Origin of the sequence: Paenibacillus sp. 2TAF8, from assembly GCF_052114825.1 — a bacterium.
Classification (GTDB): Bacteria; Bacillota; Bacilli; order Paenibacillales; family Paenibacillaceae; genus Paenibacillus.
On the sequence record NZ_JBFRFN010000006.1, the window covers coordinates 405,828 to 425,317 of the forward strand.

The window sequence follows — 19,490 nt, forward strand, 5'->3', positions numbered from 1 at the left end:
AGAGGCCAGATGAGTGAAGTGGTAAAGAACAAGGCAGCTGGATTATGGAAAGAAGAGGACGGGTTGGGTACGTTGGAACTGATTCTAATTATCGGTGTGATTATCATTATTGCGCTGATCTTTAAAAATGAAATCACACGATTAATTACAAGCCTGCTTACAAAAGTGGATACAAAAAGTAATGATTTCTTCCCGGGTAAATAAGCTTGAAAAGGAAGAAGGAAGCTTCACCGTCGAAGCTTCCCTGGTCTTCCCAATCATATTGTTTATCCTTGTGCTTCTGCTTTTCTTCACCATGTACATGTATCAAAAAACATTTTTGAATCAGCATGCCTATGCGGCTTCGGAACGAGCTGCCTATAGCTGGGACAACAGTAGCAAGCAGGCACTGACAGGTGAGTATGCTGCTGGAGATTATGATCATCTGTACTGGCGGTTAACCGATGATCGGTTATTGGGCGCTTTGTTTGGATGGGCAGGAGCGGATAATGAGATTAGTGTTTCTATACCTGGAGGTGAAGACGGGAATCTTTCGGAAAAGAAATTAACACAAGCCTCCGGTCATATGCCTTCAGCCATGAAAGGCACAATGATGTATCAAAATATGCTGATCCAGCGGAAAGTCACAACTAGGCTTGAGCAGGTCATATCTCTACCGCTGCCCTCATTTTTATTCAATTCAGGCAATCGTGTGCTCACAGAGGGTTCCTCTGCAGTTGTAGAACCGGTCGAGTTCATCCGAACGGTGGATTTAGCCCGTTATTACGGTGCAAAGTTTAAAGGTAAAGGCGGAAAGGCCGCCGTTTCGGCTGCAGAAGCAGGACAAGTTGTACAGTATTTTGGTAAAAGCAAGAAATAAGCAAAGGAGGAGGGAAGCACTGTTCAGAAAAAAAGATGGTGAAGCTGGAGCGGTAACTTTATTTCTCATCTTAATCTTGGCTGGTGTGTATATGTTTGTAGCGATATTTATTGATTATGCGCGAATTGCGGCTTTCAAAGTGCAAACTGAGCGTATGGTACATGCTGCGATGAGATCGGTTATGTCAGCTTATGACACTTCACTTCGAGAGTATGGATTGTTTGCATATGGGGATAGCAGCGGAGATGCAATCATGGCTAAAGTCTTAAATGATAGTGTGAAACCTTCGTCTGTGAAAGATCGTTTCCCGATACTGGATATTCAATGGGACACGACTTCACTCCGCATGGAACGTCAACTGGGCAGGTATGATATGTTTAATCGTCAAATTCAGGAAGACATGAAGTATAGAGCTCCGGTTGATTTTGCTATTGAAGTTATTAATCGATTCAAGCCGATGTCGGACGAGATGAAGGAAGCGGCGCATACGGTTGATCTGTTGAAAAAATTGCAAAAGCTCTATGACAAACGTGAGAAACTGCTGGATGAAGCTATCGCCAATCAGGTGCAATCCGCCGAGAAGCTGACGAAACTTCCAGACCTGATTATGAAACCGCCTGCTCAGGCCATCTATGAAGAAATGCTTGAAGCAGCACCAGAGACAGCAGCTGAAGGAGCTGCACGTTATGCCGATTACTTAAGCAAGAAACAGGCAGATGAAGGGTTACCTTTGAATGAACAGCTGTACATATTGGAATTGGGACGTTACCGAACAGGGGTAAATCAAATCGTGACAGGTATCAGCATGATTATACAGCCAGCACAACAGGCACATCAGTCCAAGCTTGCGGAAGCACAGGCCAAGATTGATGAGGCTCAAGAAATTAATGAAGAAATGAAACGGGTGATCGCAGAAGGAGAAAGCCGTTCCGAGAGTGCCAGTTATGAAAACGTAGGAAATTCTGCCCTCCCTGGTACAACTCCTCCATCAGCAGGTTCAGGCGATGAAGCCAAAAGTGCTCGTTCGCTCGCTTCGGAGCTTGTGAGAGAGGGAGCTTTGTTTGAACGATTAAAGTTTCGTATTCATTCGCAAATTACAGACTTCTCCAGTGTGCGAAATGATAGTTTGGAACTTAATGTACAGCTTCGTAATGTGACGGGGATGGGTGGTGTCCCCATTAAACCAGCGGTCAGGCAGGCAAGTCAGACTGCAGAACGATATATGGATACCTACGGGAGAACCGGCCCTTCCAATCTCATTACACAAAGTAAACGTGAACTTGAAAACGGCCGTGGATCGGATGCCCAGCGTAAAGAGAATGACAAGCAGTCTAAAGGGAAATTGAAAGAAATGAAACGAATATTGACCCAAATTGAAAAAGGAAGTTCCGGTTCGAGGCAGGCATTCAAACAGCTCGAACAGTTTTATGAAGCCAACATTGCGTTGAATGAAAGAATCTCCGAGCAAGCGGAAAAGACTGAGATTGAAAGTGATCCTTATGATTCTGGTGGAAGCGCGATGAAGGGCATGGATCATCTGTTTGGCGGAATGTCTGGACTACTTGATGGCCTTGGGGATGAGTTGTTTCAGAATGAATATGCACTTGCTTATTTTAACTCAATGGATTTTGGTCAACTGTTCTCTTGGACGGAGGGCAGTGGAGATGCTAAGGATGTGTTCAAGCTGGAGAATCAGGAGCTGGAATATATCATATACGGATTTCATAATCCTTCAGGTAACATCGCGTCTGCATATGCGGAAATCTTCGGCATGCGTCTAGCCATTCGCACAGCTGAAGGACTTGCTGAGAACAGTAAGCTGGGAAATCCGCTCCTTGTTTTGTCTGCTGCGATCCTATACGGAATTACGCACGCTATAGAAGATATGGTGAAGCTGGCGAAAGACGGCAGTGTTGAATTATCCAAATATATCAAGGTGAAACTGACGTACAAGGATCATTTGCGATTGTTCCTGCTTATACACAGCAATAATGACCGCAAGATGTCACGAATGCTTGCTTTGATCCGGTTGAATACGGGTGTAAACCCGGATGAGAAGCAGACCTATGCATCCGGACAGATGCGAAGCAGCATCAAACTATGGTTTTTACCCGGGGTCGTGCAGAGTATTGGCACAGCAATAGGCAGTGAGGATCAAGTTCAAAATGGACGGTTTTTCATTGAGCGGAAGGCGGATTATTCCTATTGAACAGGTGGAAACATGTTAATGGAGGCACGATGGATAAACGGGTTCGGGTTCAGAGTGAAAGGACAAGTCTGCAGATGCAACATCGGATCGAGCGGATCAGCAGATTGGAGCGCTTGAAGTCACTGAGAAAACAGATGATTGAATCCCAAAAAGAACAGGGCAGTATGGTGTTAGAGGCTTCATTGGTTCTGCCTGTTTTTTTATTCTTTATTCTGTTCCTTATCTTTATAGTTCAGATGACGTTGATCTCAACTGCTCTTCAAAGTACAGCGGGTGAAACGGTAAAACAGCTGTCAACAAAGGTATATCCGGTCTCGCTAGTATTCACCCCTTCCGATTCTGCAGGAGGCGAGAACTCGAAGGAGAGTTGGAAGTGGCCTGAACTTTCCCTGACAGAATGGGCGGATGATTACGCTTCATCATTACCTGCACCTCTGAGTGACTGGGTGCGAGCGGCGGCAAAGCATGGTGAAGAACCGTTACAACGAATCAAAACGTCGGCACTGGAAGTGGTACTTGACCCTGTCGTGAAGCCGTTGATGCAACCTTTTGTTGAAACTACACTGCTGGACATGGAACGGATTCACGTTAACGGAGTGTCCGTTCCTGATCTGAAGAATAAAACGAATCCATATTTCAGGCTTGAGCTAAGTTATGAGCTGCCTGTGAAGATTCCTTTTCTTGGTAAACCTCTTCGTATTCAGGCCGCTGCGGCAGAACGGATATGGATCGGTGATACAGGAGAGGGGTCTGGTAACGGAGACGGGAAAGGAAACAATGCTGGAGCAGCAACCGTTTTATCCAAGCCTGACCCAGCATTTATAGGGAACAATGCAACGATAAAGGTGCAAGTCGAGCCGGGATCGACGGCTAATCTCACGATTTTTTACAAGTCTGGTGAGAGTTCCGCGAAGCATATTGGCTGGGCCGCTGCCGACGAAAATGGAGTGATAGAGTGGACGTGGTTTGTTGGCACTCGAACAACGGAAGGCACATGGAGTTTTGTAGTAGAGACGGCTGAAGGTGCCACGACGGAAACTTCGTTCACAGTAGCATCCAGAAAATAAGGAGAGATGATGTAGGTGGGATGGTTTTATATGATCTGTTGTGTATATCTTCTGGTCGCTTTCGTAACGGATATACGCTCTATGAAAATCCCAAATCGGCTGACTCTGCCCGTAACGGTAACGGGGGTGGTAACACATCTTGCGTGGGGAGGTTGGGATGGTATGGTGTTCTCTTTAGCTGGATTTGCCGCCGGTTTTGGGATGTTGTTTTTGATGTACGCCATTGGTGCAGTCGGAGCAGGAGATGTGAAATTGTTTGGGGGTATAGGTGCGTGGACGGGATTTACATTTGGTGTACATGTGATCATCTACTCGATCTTGTACGCTGGCGTGATTGGTTTAGTCATTCTATTATTTCGCAGAGGTGCGGCGAAGCGAATACGTAGCATGGCATTTAATCTAATTAGTTTCTTTAAGCTAGGTTCTCTTAAACTGGTGAGTCACGACAAAACATTGAAGTTTCCGTTTATGCTTGCTGTGCTGCCGGGTTTCATCAGTTCATGGATTTATATGACTGGATAGTTGTTCTGTCACGGGAGTACTAGGGATAACAGCCTTTGGAAGGTTGTTCTATCGCCTTAGTAACCGTCCGAATAATCATTCGTTTAATTTATTAATAGCAATGGAAAGTGAGGATCGGCATGTATGGATTAACGAGGGATTTTGTACGTAATGGTGGAGCATTTATGATATTGGAAAAAGCAGACGGATTGCGTATGGAGGAGCTCAGCAGAGTACAGATCGGAATGTTATTGTCCAATCGGATTCCCCGTTTTCTGTCAGTGCATACACGGGAGATTGATCAAAATGTTACGCTGCAATATGACATCTCCGGTTATAAGATGTTGTCTCAGATGTTGAAGTCAGGTCAGATCGGCTTGCCCGTGTTGTACCATCTTTTATTCCAGTTGGCAGATACGCTTATAGAGTGCAGACAGTACATGCTGGAGCCGAAAAATTTATGGGTTCAGGAGGACTATATCTTCATTCAAGGATCTATTGAGCAGGGGGAGCTTGGTTTAGTTTACGTGCCCATGATGAACACTCAGCAGAAGGATCGCACTCCGCAGTTATTCCGTGATCTGGTGATCAGGCTTATGGCACATGTTCAGGAATTGCAAGGAGAGGGCATACAGCGTGTGTTGCAACTATGTGATGACGAGCGGTGGGATATTCAGCAGTTACGTGAGCTTTTACTGGAATTGTGTGCAGGTCATTTGATACGACCAAGAGACATTCAGCAGCTAGAAAAGAGAAACGAGGCAAACTTTAATTACAATAAGCCTGATACAGAGCAGTCAGAGGTTCATCTGCGTCAGCAACAGCACTTCATTAAGCCGAATTTAGATGTGGACGACATCCATCGCGGTCCAAAATCTTTTTTACACAGACGAACAGCGGGACAATCTTCTGTTGTTAACTCACCCCGTATTCATCAGAGACAGGACTCTACTCGCATAGAGTCACCTTCACCTTTATTTGCTTCCACACAACAAGAAAACATGGAGATCGAAGAGCAAATTTCTGCTCCTAACTCCTCACGTACAACATATATCTGGCTAATTTGTATGCTCGCCATGGCATTGGTATGGAGATTTATCTACATGGAACAGCCGGGGCAGAACGGATTGATTCTCTCTATATCGCTAAGTCTAGGGTTGATTGCAGTGGTAAGTTGGATGTGGAAGAAAATGGGTAGTTCTCGGAATGAATCTGGCATTCATCATTTTAATTTTTTATCATTATCCATTTTGGGCAAGAAAAAAGATAAGGGATCTCAAACCGAAGAGGAGATGTATCAGGAGAGCTGGCGCTGGAATGCGGTTGACCAGTCCAAAAAAGAAAATGAGCCCTCTATAGATGTTTTACCTGTAGAATCTGTTTATGAAGAGCGTATGCCTTCTCGTCCAGACCTGTCCGAATCATTATATGCAGAGGAGCAGAGGGAAGAGAGTGTTATCACTTCAGGGCTCAAATTCACGGCTCCAGCCGTAGAGGCAACAGTCAACCTTCAGCAACTGGCGCCCTCAGCGACGGAAAGTAAAAGTACTAATGTACCATCTTATTATCTGGAACGAACATTAAACAAAGGTGAACGGAGCGAACGTGTAGAAGTGAGGGGAGCCTCTTTTGTCATTGGAAGAGCTGTAGATATGGTTCAATGTGTGGATAGTTCGACAGGTGTATCCCGTGCTCATGTGGAATTGAGCCGAAGCCAATCCGGTTATGTGATCAAAGATTTGGGCTCCGTTAACGGTACGATGCTTCAAGGAAACCTGCTGGCTCCTTACAAAGAATATCCACTGACGGACGGGGATACGTTCATCCTGGCCGAATCGGTCTACGTTTATCGAGTGGCAGGATGAACATTACAGCGTTTTGTTTTCCCGTCTAGTCTGACAACCCGCGATGCTTCAGGTCCTCCAAAGCCTCGGTCAATGTAGGGAAGGTAAATTTAAAACCGTGATCCAAAGCTTTTTGCGGAATGACCCGCTGCCCTTGAAGCACAACGACGGATAGTTCGCCAACCAGTGTTTTGATCAGGAAGCTTGGTACAGGGAACCAATGAGGACGATGGTAGACTTTACCAACGGTACGGCCGAATTCATCATTAGTCACCGGGTTGGGCGAAGAAGCGTTAACTGGACCCGAAATCTCTTTGTTATGAATAGTGAAGTCAATCAATCGAACAATATCCATAATGTGAATCCAGCTGGTCCACTGTTTGCCGCTGCCGATCTTGCCGCCAAATCCTAGCATATACGGAAGTTTCATCAACGGGAATGCCCCTTTTTTATGACCCAGAACGAGACTGACCCGGATTTTGACCAGTCTTACATCCCGGATGGCATCCGCAGCAACTTCCCACTGCTCCGAGACGCGAGAAGGGAAATTCATCGACCTTTGCGGACTGCTCTCATCAAAGGTTTCATCGGGTGAAGTTCCGTAGATTGCCATGGCCGAAGCCTGAACAACGACTTCCGGTTTTTGTTTTAGTGATTCTACCAGTCTGGCAACCCGGGCAACGGTCGTAACCCTGGATTCTACGATCTCCAGCTTAGCCTTCGTTGTCCAGCGCTGGTTCAATGTCTCGCCCGCAAGATTCACCAGAGCCTCGAAACCTTCCAGTTTCTGCGGTGTTTCTTCAAGCTGTTCCCAAGATATATATGTAAGGTTTTTACTCGGATTATGCATGTCAGGCAGCTTACGAGTGATTACTTTCACATGATGTCCGGCCTGCAACCAGTAATCTACAAGTGCACCTCCGACGAATCCGGTTCCTCCACAAATAGCAATTTTCATATTGAACATCCTCTCTAATGGGTCAAAAAGCCCCGCAGGGTAAGTTAAATGAGTGAACAGGACTTACCAAGCGGAGCTAATATGTGTTTAATTTAACCAAATTGGTGCCATTTCTAACGATGCTGGCCTGCTTTATTTTCCAATCGGTTCATACGTTATAATTCATCCAAAGATTATTTCATCAAATGGCGATAAGGAGTGTAGTCGATTTTATTTTTCTCCAAAAATTTCACCAGAAATTTGTTGTCCCGTTTAGGTGTCGCAATGATATAACCTTTAATGCAATGATCTCTTGACACTTCGGTCGCATGATCTTCCACGGCGATTTTACCAATCTCAGCAGCAATAGAATGTTTGGCAATATCGCGAAATGGTCCAGGCACAGGCTCAACCAGTTGATCCAAAAAAGCTTTGGCTTCATCTGTCCACAAGTGACGGCTTGTTTCGACCCAGTAATTCTGCCAATCCAGCTTCGACTTTCCGTCTGCCTTGGGCAGCACCTTCAGGAACTTACGCATCATGAAAAATCCACCAATGCACATGCTACCTAGCAACACAAGTGTCCAGAAAGCAATTGTGTTCATAAACCAGTTACTAGGGGAGCTGTTCGTTAAAAGCTGGGCGTAGATATTAAAAATCATTGCGGAATCACCTCGGTTTATTGATTTTCACGGCATGATAATAATGCGTCTTATATTCTGTAATTAGCTGTCAAAAATAGCCTCTCATCCGAATTATATCGCATTTCTAGATTTATTTCGATAATCGCGTTATGATAAGGGATAATTCAGAAAAAGGGGGATCTATTGATGCTGAAAATTGGCTCCCACGTGTCCTTTTCGGACAAGGGATTATTAAGTGCAACGAAGGAAGCGTCCTCGTACGGTTCCAGTTCGTTTATGATATATACGGGTGCACCGCAGAATACACGCCGTAAGCCTATTGAATCCATGTTTATTGAGGAAGGCAAGCTGGCCATGCAGGCAGGCGGATTTGAGGAAATTGTTGTGCATGCTCCTTATATCATCAACCTGGGCTCTTACAAGGACAGCACATATGGACTGGCTGTGGACTTCCTTCAAGAGGAAATTCGCCGTACTCACGCCATTGGTGTGAAAAACATCGTATTGCATCCTGGCGCTTTTACGGACAAGGATGCTCATTACGGTATCGAACGCATCGCACAAGGTTTGAATGAAGTGCTGGATGGCATTCAGGAGACCGATGTGAATATTGCGCTGGAGACGATGGCTGGCAAAGGAACCGAGATGGGACGCAGTTTCGAGGAACTTGCACAGATTATTGAAAAAGTGAAACATAACGAACGTCTGACTGTGTGTATGGATACATGTCACATTCATGATGCAGGTTATGACATTGTCAATGATCTGGATGGTGTACTTGATCATTTTGATCGAACGGTTGGACTTGATCGTATTGCTGTAATGCACATTAACGATAGCAAAAATGCTATCGGCGCACACAAAGACCGTCATACACCGATTGGGTCAGGCTGGATTGGTTTTGAAGCCATCAACCGCATTGTAAACCATGAGAAACTGCATAATCGTCCATTCATCCTGGAGACGCCGTGGATTGGTAAAGATGCTAAAACGCAGCGACCAATGTATGAAATTGAAATCGCTTTGCTGCGAGGCGACGTGGAAGGCCGTTTCGGTCAGGAGTTCCTGAGTGAAGTAGAGCAACTGAAGCATTTCTTCAAAGGGCAAGAGCTGGATTCCCGTGCTTATGTGCTTGACGTGTGGACATTGCTCAAAAATGATGCCAAAGCCAAAAAAGCTGATCCGCGTGAACCGCTGGAACGTTTGTATGACATGGTAACGGAGGCATCATTGTTCCCGCATTTGAATGAAGAACAAATCAATCATCGCTTGATTGCTTGGCTTGCAGGGTAATCCCTGCAAGTCTTGCCTGATATAGTTCATGTATGTTTTGTCTAATTAAGGAGGAAGATTAACCCGATGGAGATTCATGCGAAACAAACACGACCTGATGATCAAAACCGCGCCAATCGAGCGCGTATGCTTATTTCCTGTCCGGACGGTCCAGGAATTGTAGCTGCGGTATCACACTTTTTGCACCAGCACGGTGCCAACATTGTACAGTCTGACCAGTATACGATGGACCCGGCAGGTGGCATGTTCTTTATGCGGATCGAATTCGACCTTCCGCAGCTGGAGAGCAATCTGGCGAAGCTGGAAGCAGATTTTGCCGAAGTTGCGGCACGTTTCAAGATGGAGTGGTCTCTTTCCGCAGTAAGCCGCAAAAAAAGACTGGCTATTTTTGTATCCAAAGAGGATCACTGTCTGGTAGAGTTACTCTGGCAATGGCAGGCGGGTGATCTCGACGCGGATATTGCACTTGTAGTCAGCAACCATCTGGACATGAAGGACTATGTGGAATCATTCGGCATCCCGTATCACCATATCCCGGTTACAGCGGATACGAAAAAAGAAGCGGAGCAACGTCAGCTGGAAGTCATCGGCGATGATGTGGATGTGATTATTCTTGCCCGTTATATGCAGATTATCTCTCCGATGTTTATCGAGCATTACCGCAATCGCATTATCAACATTCATCACTCGTTTTTGCCGGCTTTTGTCGGAGGAAAACCGTATGCTCAGGCTTATAACCGTGGTGTTAAAATCATTGGCGCAACGGCGCATTATGTAACGGAAGAGCTGGATGGTGGCCCGATCATTGAACAGGACGTTCAGCGTGTAAGCCATGGGGATAATGTACCTGAATTGAAACGCATTGGACGTACCATTGAACGTGTTGTGCTTGCGCGTGCTGTGAAATGGCATGTGGAAGACCGTGTTCTTGTACATGAAAATAAAACAGTTGTATTTTAAGTCTAAGTTTACACTTTAATACTGCGCAAGGTTGATCCGTAACCTCGCAAGAGAATTAGATGTAATCACTCAGAGAATGATGCATTATTAGCCAAGCGGCTCCGGTTCAACGATGAACCTGGTGCCGCTTTTTGGCGTGCATGTATTTTCCGAATAGACCTAGCAAAGCACCAAAAAGAAGATGACCAACTACCCAGTAGAAAATGGCACCAGCGTCATTCAGATCAGGCACACGTGAGGATAACGGAGACAAAGGGAGATAGAGCAGGGAAGAGGCGGCACCGATAAATATTCCTCTTCTGACTGGACGGCCTGAACGTCTGATCCACCAGATGTAGAAAATCCCGATGACAACTGAAACAACAAGGTGCAGGGAAAATTCGATCCATTCCGGCAACTGCGGAGGAAGCCCTGGCACAAAATCGATGTTCAACAACAAGGTATATACCTTTTCACCAGTTAGTGTCTGAACAGCTTTTAGAAACAATCCCAGCACAACACCGCTGACGATTCCGGTTATGATCCCGGATAACCAGGGTAATGATGATTTTAAAGAATGAGACGGGTGTTGCACAGCATCTGACATTTCAACCCCCCCTTAAAGATGAAGCATTTCTATTATTTGAAAAATAAACCGCTCACCATGCTTTCGAATCCAGAGATGTTGATCAGAACATGCAAATTTCACGTTAATCGCTAAAATGTGTATGGTTTTCGAGTTAAAGGTTATACTTCATCCGATGGATTAGGGCGTATCTTGAAACCGACTGAAGTGCATCTTTTACTGCCTCTTTGCTCCTGCTGCGTTACTTTCCCTTGACGTGCCTCGGCACGCCTGCGGTAAACTTCCTGGCTTGGAAGGAAAATTCGGCAAAATTGGCTTTCTTCAGCGTATTCAGGCACACCCTAGCAAGATTTCATGATGATCACCTGAATTTTCCGTAACTTTCTAAAAGAAGGTTATGGAAAAGCTTCACGTCAAGTGATACAATACAAAAGTGAATAAGTCAAAATGAAACATTCAAGCGGATTCACTTATTGTTTATGCGGTTTGCTTGTATGATGAGAGGGATTCGCTTGCGCACCCGACTTATCTAAAGACATGAGGAGGACAAACCATGACTGACAAGAACGAAGCGATTCAAAAGGACGAGAACACTACAATTGACAACCTGTCGATTACAACCGTACGTACTTTGGCGATTGATGCAATTGAGAAGGCAAACTCCGGACACCCGGGAATGCCGATGGGCTCCGCACCGATGGGGTACCAGCTTTTTGCAAAAACGATGACTCATAACCCGGACCACCCTACTTGGATTAACCGGGACCGCTTTGTGCTGTCCGCAGGACATGGCTCCATGTTGCTGTACAGCTTGCTGCACCTGAGCGGATACGACCTTCCAATGGAAGAGTTGAAACAATTCCGTCAATGGGGAAGCAAAACTCCGGGTCACCCGGAATTCGGACATACAGCTGGTGTTGATGCGACAACCGGACCACTCGGTCAAGGTATTGCGATGGCAGTTGGTATGGCCATGGCTGAAGCTCAATTGGGCGCAACTTACAACAAAGACAAATTCAACGTTGTTGATCACTACACATATGCAATCTGCGGTGATGGCGATCTGATGGAAGGCGTATCTCATGAATCAGCTTCCCTGGCTGGACGTCTGGGCCTTGGCAAATTGATCATGTTGTTCGATTCCAACGACATTACGCTCGATGGTAAACTCGATCTGTCTTCTTCCGAAAGCATCGCCAAACGTTTTGATGCTTACGGCTGGCAAGTACTGCGTGTTGAAGATGGTAACGATCTGCCTGCAATTGAAAAAGCAATCAAAGAAGGTCAAGCAGATACAGCGCGTCCTACATTGATCGAAGTGAAAACCGTTATCGGTTACGGTAGCCCGAACAAACAAGGTAAAGGCGGCCACGGCGGTACTCACGGATCTCCACTGGGTGCAGAAGAAGCTAAACTGACTAAAGAATATTATAAATGGGTGTACGAAGAAAACTTCCACGTACCAGCTGAAGTTCGCGATCACTTTGCTCAAGTAAAAGAGAACGGTATTGCTGCAAACAAAGCTTGGGACGCGCAATTTGCTGAGTACAAAAAAGCATACCCTGAACTGGCTGCTCAGTTCGAAACAGCGATCAACGGTGACCTTCCAGAAGGCTGGGATCGTGATCTGCCGAAATATGCGGCAACAGACAAAGCATTGTCTACGCGTGTAGCTTCCGGTAACGCTCTGAACGGTCTTGCACACAATGTGCCTCATCTGACAGGTGGTTCCGCTGACTTGGAAAGCTCCACAATGACTCACCTGAACAACCTGACCAACTTTAGCCCGGAAGACTATTCCGGCCGTAACATCTACTTCGGTATCCGTGAATTCGGTATGGCTGGAGCGATGAACGGTATGGCACTGCACAGCGGTGTGAAAGTATTCGGCGGTACGTTCTTCGTATTTACCGACTACTTGCGTCCGGCTGTTCGTTTGGCTGCACTGATGAACCTGCCAGTAACGTATGTTCTGACTCACGACAGTATCGCTGTTGGTGAAGATGGTCCTACACATGAACCGATCGAGCAATTGGCTTCCCTGCGGATCATCCCAAATCTGACAGTGATTCGTCCGGCTGACGGTAACGAAACTTCTGCAGCTTGGGCTTACGCGCTGGAGAACAAGAGCAATCCGGTTGCCTTGGTACTGACTCGTCAAAACTTGCCGATCCTCGAAGGTACTGTAGAAGGTGCACGTGAGAATGTTAAACGTGGTGCTTATGTAGTGTCCGATGCTAAAGACGGTAAAGCAGTAGCACAAATCATTGCTACAGGTTCTGAAGTACAGCTCGCTGTTAAAGCTCAAGCTGCACTTGCTGAGCAAGGGATTCAAGTTCGCGTAATCAGCATGCCAAGCTGGGATCTGTTCGAGAAACAAGACAAAGCTTACAAAGAGTCCGTGCTTCTTCCAGATGTTAAAGCTCGTCTTGCGATCGAAATGGCTTACCCAATGGGCTGGGAAAAATATGTTGGAGATCAAGGTGACATTCTCGGAATCAGCACATTCGGTGCTTCCGCGCCTGGCGACCGTGTAATCCAAGAGTATGGTTTTACTGTGGATAACGTAGTTAGCCGCGTAAAAGCATTGCTGTAATAAGAACTTTATACTTCAACCGTCTGTCATGGGCCGAACGTCTTCCGGCGCTTCTGGCTCATGACAGTTGTTATTTCCGCAGAGTCAAGGGCGGCGTAGCTGCCCTGATCTGTGTTGCCTTTGTTTTCATTAACTTCAGGGGAGCGGGTACGCATGTCACAATTCGATCAAGTCAGTGTAGTGAAAAAGGCCAACATTTATTATGATGGTCAGGTAACCAGTAGAACGGTTATTTTGGGGGATGGCAGCAAAGTGACACTGGGCATCATGCTTCCAGGCAACTATGAGTTCGGCACAGATTCCCACGAAATTATGGAGATTCTGTCGGGCGATCTGAGAGTATTGCTTCCTGGTGAAGAAGAGTGGCAAGAGATTCAAGGCCAAGCTACATTCCACGTGCCTGCTGAATCCAAATTTAAACTGGAGATACGCAGCGTTACCGACTACGTTTGCTCGTACCCGGCGGAATAACACAAGAAGGGGAACTCGAACCGCAGTGCTGCGGATTCGATTTGCCCTTTTTGCTTCTTGATTGTTAATAGCCAAGTTCATTCGTAAGCTTGTCAGCAGGGTGGATTTGAAGTATCCTTAGGACAAGTTGTTTAACATGGAAAACGGAATTATTATACCGATATCAGGAGGTTTTTGAAATCATGGCAAAAAAAGTGACATTTGACTATAGTACAGCTTTGCAATTTGTAAACCAGCACGAAGTAGACTATTTCGCTGAACCGATCCGGTTGGCTCACGAGCAACTTCATAACGGTACAGGAACAGGTTCCGACTATCTCGGATGGATTGACCTTCCGACAGCATACGACAAAGAGGAATTTGCACGCATTCAAAAAGCGGCTGCCAAAATCCAAAGTGATTCCGAAGTGCTGATCGTTATCGGTATTGGTGGATCATACCTGGGTGCACGCGCAGCGATCGAGATGCTGACACATTCTTTCTACAACAACTTGCCGAAAGATAAACGCAAAACACCTGAGATTTATTTTGCAGGTAACAACATCAGCTCTACGTATGTGACACACTTGCTGGATCTGGTAGAAGGCAAAGACTTCTCCGTGAATGTTATTTCCAAATCCGGTACAACAACTGAACCTGCCATTGCTTTCCGTATTTTCCGTGCAGCTCTGGAGAAAAAATACGGGAAAGAGGAAGCTCGCAAACGCATCTATGCAACAACAGATAAAGAGCGCGGAGCACTCAAAAAGCTTGCGAATGAAGAAGGTTATGAATCTTTCATCATCCCGGATGATGTAGGTGGACGTTATTCAGTACTCACAGCTGTAGGTTTATTGCCAATCGCAACAGCGGGGATCAGCATCGAAGAAATGATGCAAGGCGCAGCTGACGCTTCCAAGGAATACAGTAATCCGAATGTAGCTGAGAATGAAGCTTATCAATATGCAGCTGTTCGTAATGCATTGTATCGCAAAGGTAAAGGCACAGAGATTCTTGTCAACTACGAGCCGTCCTTGCACTTCGTATCCGAGTGGTGGAAACAGCTGTTTGGTGAAAGTGAAGGTAAAGACTACAAGGGGATCTATCCTGCATCGGTGGATTTCTCGACAGACTTGCACTCCATGGGCCAATTCATTCAGGAAGGTAGCCGCAACATCTTCGAAACCGTTATTCAAGTCGCAGAAGTATCCGAACACATTTCCATTGAAGCTGATGCGGACGATCTGGACGGCCTGAACTTCCTGGAAGGAAAAACGATGGATTTCGTCAACAAAAAAGCATTCCAAGGAACGTTGCTCGCACATACAGATGGTCAAGTTCCGAATCTGATTGTGAACATTCCAGATATGACTCCATATTCGTTCGGATATCTGGTATACTTCTTTGAAAAAGCATGCGGCATCAGCGGATATCTGCTGGGTGTGAATCCATTTGACCAACCGGGTGTGGAAGCATACAAGAAAAATATGTTCGCATTGCTGGGCAAACCAGGCTTTGAAGAAGAGAAAGCAGCACTTGAAGCGAGACTTTCCGAATAATTCAGGGCTCTGCTCATATAGTTAAATAAGGATAGTTAAGTCCATCCGGGAATGCGACCCTTTGCAGGGTGTCGGTTCCCGGATGTAAATTAACCAAGGCAGTTCATCCGCAATATGCGGGGAACTGCTTTCTTGTAAAATGGATGATTTAAGGAAAGTTGGATTGGAAATGATAGAACGTTATCGAACGGTTCGGGGATCGGGGCAACTGGAAATCGTGATCAAAAAATCACGGTTTATCGGTCATATTATGCCGGTCACAACCGAGGAAGAAGCCATTGCTTTTATTGATGATATCAAGAAAAAACATTGGAATGCGACACATAACTGCTCGGCGTACATGATTGGCGAGCGGGATGAGATCCAGAAGCAATCTGATGACGGGGAACCGAGTGGTACAGCAGGGAAACCCATTCTTGAAGTGATCAAGAATCAGCAATTAAAGAATGTAGCGATTGTGGTCACACGTTACTTTGGTGGAATCATGCTTGGTGCTGGCGGACTTATCCGTGCGTATACGGATGGTGCTGTAGCGGCGATTGAAGCAGGAGAAGCCATTACCAAGTTGCTGCATCGAGAAGTGTTTGTAGAACTGGACTATACGTGGCTTGGGAAAGTGGAAAATGAGTTAAGAAGCCGGGAAGTGCGTACAGGTGAAACTGCTTTCACCGATAAAGTTACGTTAACTTGTCTTCCGCCGGATAGTGAAACCGAGGCATTTATTGCCTGGATCACGGATTTGACGCAAGGGCAATCCCGGATCACGGAGGGACAGCGGCTTTATTTTATTGAAGGGGAATAAAATATATGGCTAGAAGAGCAGTCGAACAGGAGTTGTCGAGGGAGCGGATACTGGAGGCGGCGAGGCATCTTTTTATTACCAAAGGATACCGTGCCATTTCGATGCGAAGCATCGGTCAGCATCTGGGGTATAGTCATGGGTCGCTGTATTATCATTTTAAGGAAAAAGCAGAGTTGTTCTATGCGATCGTGGTAGAGGATTTCAACCATCTGGGACATCTACTATTGCAAGCCATGGTCAGGCCGGTTGCAGGCGGCGTGAACAAAGTTGAGCATATTTTGATGGAGTTTATTCGATTTGGTCTGGAACATCCATATCAATACGAGATTATGTTTATGATTCGGGACGAGGAGTTATTGTCCTATTGTCGTACGGAACAGGGACGTTGTTTCGAACTGTTCGCGTCGATCATTCGGCAGTATATGCAGGAAGAAGGCTGTGCCGAAGAAGATATTGAGCATGTGCCGCGTACTTTGTTTCTGGCTATGCACGGATTCATATCGTATCATATTCAAGACCGTTTAACGTTTGCAGAGATGGAGTCCTCTGCGTTGTCTCATGTGAAAGTATTGTGCCGTAACTTGGGTCAGCAGCCTGGCGTGCAATAATTGCCGCTTTTGTCTGCCCCTACACTTCAAGGCGGTGATTGATCATAACGTTAACTCTTTATTACGTTATCATGCGAAAGATATATTGCTTATACGCAGAAGACGAAGACAGGCGCTTCCTAACCCCGGTACAGGGTGGATCGCCTGTTTGTGTTTGTCTTCAGAACTATGATTAACCTTCCATAATTTTAATGAAATATTCCCGGTTACGCGGTCCATCAAATTCGCAAAAATAGATCCCTTGCCAGCGTCCTAAGAGCAGTCTGCCTTCATGCAGGATAACAGTCTGTGATGGACCGGTAGTTATTGATTTGAGATGTGAGGCCGTATTGCCCTCGGCATGACGATACTGAGGGTGTTCCCATGGATACACTTCATCGAGACGTAACAAGACGTCATGTTTAACATCGGGGTCTGCATTTTCGTTAATGGCAATTCCGGCTGTTGTATGAGGACAGTAGATGAGCACGGTGCCATTCTGTACTCCGCTGCTTTGCACAACATCTTTTACCTCCCGTGTGATATCCTTCATCTCATCTCTTGCAAATGTTGATATGCTTTTCGTATATAACATCACTGATCACTCCTTCACGTAGTATCGACTGCCTCAATATTAACTCTTCTTAGATTGTAACTTAATCACTAGAAGCTTAACAAACCGCACGGAATAACGTGTGTGCATAAAAGATTTATGTATGCGTGCTAACACACAAATGTGTAATCACATTGAACGAATTTTCGCCAATGAAAGTAATAAAATCATTTATAAAAAAAGGTAAGATTTGTTTAATAAGAGCATCGAATAGTTCGAATAAAAGCATTGACGATTAGCACTGCAAACTGGTAAAGTATCAGATAAGCAAAAAACCAAGTAGACTAATGGGAATAATAATAAAGTAAACTTATCCAACTTAGGAAAATGTCGTATGAAGTCAGGTAGACTGCCGACCGGAGCTAAAGCCGGAGGCTGGGAGGGAACACAGTAATGAACACCGTTCTTCGTCACAAGGGATGGACTTGGGGTTTTCGCAGTACCGTATTGTTATATTTTATCGTACTTATTGTACTTCCAATCATCGGTGTGTACGCCAACTCCTTCTCTGAAGGATGGAGCAATTTTGCTGAGAGCATCTTGGACCCGATCGCATGGAAGGCAGTGCTGTTAACGGTTCGTTTGGCCGTGGTCGCCGCTTTAATTAATGTGATCTTAGGAACCATGATTGCTTGGGTGCTAACAAGATATCGATTCGTTGGCAGATCATTTCTCAATAGTCTTGTCGATTTGCCTTTTGCATTACCAACAGCTGTAGGTGGTCTGATGATTATGTTGTTGCTCGGCCCGATCAGTGCTGTTGGGAAACTGGCTGAATCAATGGGGTTCGAAATTGTATTTCATCAGCCTGCGATTGTGATCGCGATGACCTTTGTCACCTTTCCTTTTGTCATTCGGGCAGTGCAGCCTTTGCTGGAAGAGATTGATCCTTCCGAAGAAGAGGCTTCGTATACGATGGGCGCTTCCAAGGCTCGTACATTTATGCAAGTCATTCTGCCGTCCATGGCTCCTGGCATGATCAGCGGCGGAATGTTAGCTTTTTCCAGAGCGCTCGCTGAATTCGGTGCCGTTGTGCTGGTGGCTGGCAATATTCCGGGTAGAACGCTGACGGCTTCCGTTTTTATCTATGGTGAGATTGAAAGTGATAACCCGACAGGGGCGGCAGCGGTATCCGTGTTGCTACTAACGCTCTCCTTCCTGATTCTCTGGCTGATCAATCTGGTGCAGATGCGGGGGAGAAAACGATGAAAAGACTGTTAATCGGACTGACATTTGCCGTATTTATCCTTCTGCTGATCATCCCGCTTGGTCGCATATTGATTGGAGCATTTGAGGATGGCGCAGGTGGTTTCATAAAAGGTATTATGCGTCCCGAAGCGTTGCACGCACTGATGATGACAGGGCTTGTCGTTCTGGTGGTTACCCTGTTAAATACATTGTTTGGCATCATGATGGCACTCTATCTGGTTCGCGCAGGCTGGTTGAGTGATCGGTTGAAAGGTCTGTTGAACAGTATCGTAGATCTGCCCTATGCTGTATCGCCGGTTATTGGCGGTTTGATGATTGTTCTGTTGCTTGGACCGAACAGCATCATGGGAGGATTTTTTGAAGGTATCGGATTTAATGTGGTGTATGCTTTCCCGGGCATGGTGATTGCCACGTTGTTCGTTACGTTTCCACTGATGGTAAGAGAGGTCATGCCTGTTCTGCAGGAGCTTGGTTCCCAGCAGGAAGAAGCAGCTTCAACACTTGGGGCCTATGGCTGGAGAACGTTCTGGAGCGTTACATGGCCTTCCATTCGCTGGGCTGTGGTCTATGGTCTGGTTCTGACGGTAGCACGATCACTGGGAGAATTCGGGGCTGTATTGGTCGTATCCGGTAACATTATGAACAAAACGCAGACGGCAACAACGCTGGTATATCAGGATGTAGAGAATTTTAACGTGTCAGCTGCAAACGGTGTGGCATTGGTGCTGGTAACCTTCTCCGTAGGACTACTGCTCCTGATGGAATGGGCCAAGAAGCGAAAGGAAGTGCATTGAG

19 protein-coding genes are annotated in these 19,490 nt (G+C 45.9%); 15 read left to right on the top strand and 4 right to left on the bottom strand.

The features are described 5' to 3' along the window. Positions 1-9 precede the first annotated feature (9 nt). From AB4Z30_RS11955 to AB4Z30_RS11980, 6 genes are all read left to right on the top strand, one after another. Entirely contained in the window at positions 10-204 is a 195-nt protein-coding gene (locus AB4Z30_RS11955) for a Flp1 family type IVb pilin (RefSeq protein WP_441926640.1), read from the top strand. Further along, positions 182-859, top strand: coding sequence for a TadE/TadG family type IV pilus assembly protein (locus AB4Z30_RS11960; protein ID WP_441926475.1), 678 nt, complete (start codon positions 182-184; stop codon positions 857-859). Before AB4Z30_RS11955 ends, AB4Z30_RS11960 begins: the two co-directional genes overlap by 23 nt. Further along, on the top strand, positions 828-3,068 hold the full coding sequence (locus AB4Z30_RS11965; RefSeq protein WP_441926477.1) for a hypothetical protein: 2,241 nt from the start codon (positions 828-830) through the stop codon (positions 3,066-3,068). Before AB4Z30_RS11960 ends, AB4Z30_RS11965 begins: the two co-directional genes overlap by 32 nt. A gap of 95 nt (positions 3,069-3,163) precedes the next feature. Continuing rightward, on the top strand, positions 3,164-4,135 hold the full coding sequence (locus AB4Z30_RS11970) for a pilus assembly protein (RefSeq protein WP_441926642.1): 972 nt from the start codon (positions 3,164-3,166) through the stop codon (positions 4,133-4,135). Positions 4,136-4,165: 30 nt separating this feature from the next. Further along, positions 4,166-4,657 (top strand): A24 family peptidase, encoded by a 492-nt coding sequence (locus tag AB4Z30_RS11975; RefSeq protein ID WP_441926644.1) that lies wholly within the window; start codon positions 4,166-4,168, stop codon positions 4,655-4,657. Between the two features lie 119 nt (positions 4,658-4,776). After that, positions 4,777-6,501 carry a DUF6382 domain-containing protein gene (locus AB4Z30_RS11980; protein ID WP_441926479.1) on the top strand — a complete coding sequence of 575 codons (1,725 nt, stop codon included), beginning with the start codon at positions 4,777-4,779 and terminating at the stop codon, positions 6,499-6,501. Positions 6,502-6,526: 25 nt separating this feature from the next. On the opposite strand, the gene AB4Z30_RS11985 is transcribed toward AB4Z30_RS11980, so the two are convergent. Beyond that, a complete protein-coding gene (locus AB4Z30_RS11985; protein WP_441926481.1) occupies positions 6,527-7,438 on the bottom strand; it encodes a TIGR01777 family oxidoreductase in 912 nt (303 codons plus the stop codon). A 173-nt stretch (positions 7,439-7,611) separates the two neighbouring features. After that, complete coding sequence (locus AB4Z30_RS11990) at positions 7,612-8,079, bottom strand: DUF2621 domain-containing protein (RefSeq protein ID WP_441926483.1); 468 nt, start codon at positions 8,077-8,079, stop codon at positions 7,612-7,614. A 168-nt stretch (positions 8,080-8,247) separates the two neighbouring features. Here AB4Z30_RS11990 and AB4Z30_RS11995 point away from each other — a divergent pair, with 168 nt between their 5' ends. Both AB4Z30_RS11995 and purU read left to right on the top strand, forming a co-directional pair. Then, complete coding sequence (locus AB4Z30_RS11995; protein ID WP_441926485.1) at positions 8,248-9,354, top strand: deoxyribonuclease IV; 1,107 nt, start codon at positions 8,248-8,250, stop codon at positions 9,352-9,354. A 66-nt stretch (positions 9,355-9,420) separates the two neighbouring features. Beyond that, on the top strand, positions 9,421-10,314 hold the full coding sequence (gene purU, locus AB4Z30_RS12000; protein ID WP_434752419.1) for a formyltetrahydrofolate deformylase: 894 nt from the start codon (positions 9,421-9,423) through the stop codon (positions 10,312-10,314). A gap of 106 nt (positions 10,315-10,420) precedes the next feature. On the opposite strand, the gene AB4Z30_RS12005 is transcribed toward purU, so the two are convergent. Beyond that, positions 10,421-10,900 (bottom strand): hypothetical protein, encoded by a 480-nt coding sequence (locus AB4Z30_RS12005; protein ID WP_441926488.1) that lies wholly within the window; start codon positions 10,898-10,900, stop codon positions 10,421-10,423. 532 nt (positions 10,901-11,432) lie between these two features. Here AB4Z30_RS12005 and tkt point away from each other — a divergent pair. From tkt to AB4Z30_RS12030, 5 genes are all read left to right on the top strand, one after another. Beyond that, positions 11,433-13,475, top strand: coding sequence for a transketolase (tkt, locus tag AB4Z30_RS12010; protein WP_441926490.1), 2,043 nt, complete (start codon positions 11,433-11,435; stop codon positions 13,473-13,475). A 153-nt stretch (positions 13,476-13,628) separates the two neighbouring features. Next, positions 13,629-13,946, top strand: a complete 318-nt coding sequence (ppnP, locus tag AB4Z30_RS12015) for a pyrimidine/purine nucleoside phosphorylase (protein ID WP_441926492.1) — start codon at positions 13,629-13,631, stop codon at positions 13,944-13,946. Positions 13,947-14,128: 182 nt separating this feature from the next. Next, complete coding sequence (locus AB4Z30_RS12020) at positions 14,129-15,484, top strand: glucose-6-phosphate isomerase (RefSeq protein ID WP_441926494.1); 1,356 nt, start codon at positions 14,129-14,131, stop codon at positions 15,482-15,484. Positions 15,485-15,653: 169 nt separating this feature from the next. Then, positions 15,654-16,286: a YigZ family protein gene (locus AB4Z30_RS12025; RefSeq protein ID WP_441926646.1), complete on the top strand. Its 633-nt coding sequence runs from the start codon at positions 15,654-15,656 to the stop codon at positions 16,284-16,286. A gap of 5 nt (positions 16,287-16,291) precedes the next feature. Then, positions 16,292-16,894, top strand: coding sequence for a TetR/AcrR family transcriptional regulator (locus AB4Z30_RS12030; protein WP_441926496.1), 603 nt, complete (start codon positions 16,292-16,294; stop codon positions 16,892-16,894). 172 nt (positions 16,895-17,066) lie between these two features. Here the strand turns inward: AB4Z30_RS12030 and AB4Z30_RS12035 are convergent, their stop codons facing one another. After that, positions 17,067-17,468 (bottom strand): secondary thiamine-phosphate synthase enzyme YjbQ, encoded by a 402-nt coding sequence (locus tag AB4Z30_RS12035; protein WP_441926498.1) that lies wholly within the window; start codon positions 17,466-17,468, stop codon positions 17,067-17,069. 411 nt (positions 17,469-17,879) lie between these two features. Here AB4Z30_RS12035 and cysT point away from each other — a divergent pair, with 411 nt between their 5' ends. Continuing rightward, on the top strand, positions 17,880-18,695 hold the full coding sequence (gene cysT, locus AB4Z30_RS12040) for a sulfate ABC transporter permease subunit CysT (protein WP_441926500.1): 816 nt from the start codon (positions 17,880-17,882) through the stop codon (positions 18,693-18,695). Continuing rightward, the gene (locus AB4Z30_RS12045) at positions 18,692-19,489 is read left to right on the top strand and encodes a sulfate ABC transporter permease subunit (protein WP_441926502.1); all 798 of its coding nucleotides are present in this window, start codon (positions 18,692-18,694) and stop codon (positions 19,487-19,489) included. Before cysT ends, AB4Z30_RS12045 begins: the two co-directional genes overlap by 4 nt. Position 19,490: the final 1 nt, after the last annotated feature.

What these genes read in the sequence shown, in the direction of transcription:
- AB4Z30_RS11975 (WP_441926644.1), top strand. Translation starts at nt 4,166, where the DNA reads ATGATCTGTTGTGTATATCTTCTGGTCGCTTTCGTAACGGATATACGC.
- tkt (WP_441926490.1), top strand. Translation starts at nt 11,433, where the DNA reads ATGACTGACAAGAACGAAGCGATTCAAAAGGACGAGAACACTACAATT.
- AB4Z30_RS12020 (WP_441926494.1), top strand. Translation starts at nt 14,129, where the DNA reads ATGGCAAAAAAAGTGACATTTGACTATAGTACAGCTTTGCAATTTGTA.
- AB4Z30_RS11990 (WP_441926483.1), bottom strand. Translation starts at nt 8,079, where the DNA reads ATGATTTTTAATATCTACGCCCAGCTTTTAACGAACAGCTCCCCTAGT.
- AB4Z30_RS12025 (WP_441926646.1), top strand. Translation starts at nt 15,654, where the DNA reads ATGATAGAACGTTATCGAACGGTTCGGGGATCGGGGCAACTGGAAATC.
- AB4Z30_RS11985 (WP_441926481.1), bottom strand. Translation starts at nt 7,438, where the DNA reads ATGAAAATTGCTATTTGTGGAGGAACCGGATTCGTCGGAGGTGCACTT.
- AB4Z30_RS12045 (WP_441926502.1), top strand. Translation starts at nt 18,692, where the DNA reads ATGAAAAGACTGTTAATCGGACTGACATTTGCCGTATTTATCCTTCTG.
- AB4Z30_RS11980 (WP_441926479.1), top strand. Translation starts at nt 4,777, where the DNA reads ATGTATGGATTAACGAGGGATTTTGTACGTAATGGTGGAGCATTTATG.
- AB4Z30_RS11960 (WP_441926475.1), top strand. Translation starts at nt 182, where the DNA reads ATGATTTCTTCCCGGGTAAATAAGCTTGAAAAGGAAGAAGGAAGCTTC.
- AB4Z30_RS12035 (WP_441926498.1), bottom strand. Translation starts at nt 17,468, where the DNA reads ATGTTATATACGAAAAGCATATCAACATTTGCAAGAGATGAGATGAAG.
- AB4Z30_RS11995 (WP_441926485.1), top strand. Translation starts at nt 8,248, where the DNA reads ATGCTGAAAATTGGCTCCCACGTGTCCTTTTCGGACAAGGGATTATTA.
- ppnP (WP_441926492.1), top strand. Translation starts at nt 13,629, where the DNA reads ATGTCACAATTCGATCAAGTCAGTGTAGTGAAAAAGGCCAACATTTAT.
- cysT (WP_441926500.1), top strand. Translation starts at nt 17,880, where the DNA reads ATGAACACCGTTCTTCGTCACAAGGGATGGACTTGGGGTTTTCGCAGT.
- AB4Z30_RS12030 (WP_441926496.1), top strand. Translation starts at nt 16,292, where the DNA reads ATGGCTAGAAGAGCAGTCGAACAGGAGTTGTCGAGGGAGCGGATACTG.
- AB4Z30_RS11955 (WP_441926640.1), top strand. Translation starts at nt 10, where the DNA reads ATGAGTGAAGTGGTAAAGAACAAGGCAGCTGGATTATGGAAAGAAGAG.
- AB4Z30_RS12005 (WP_441926488.1), bottom strand. Translation starts at nt 10,900, where the DNA reads ATGTCAGATGCTGTGCAACACCCGTCTCATTCTTTAAAATCATCATTA.
- purU (WP_434752419.1), top strand. Translation starts at nt 9,421, where the DNA reads ATGGAGATTCATGCGAAACAAACACGACCTGATGATCAAAACCGCGCC.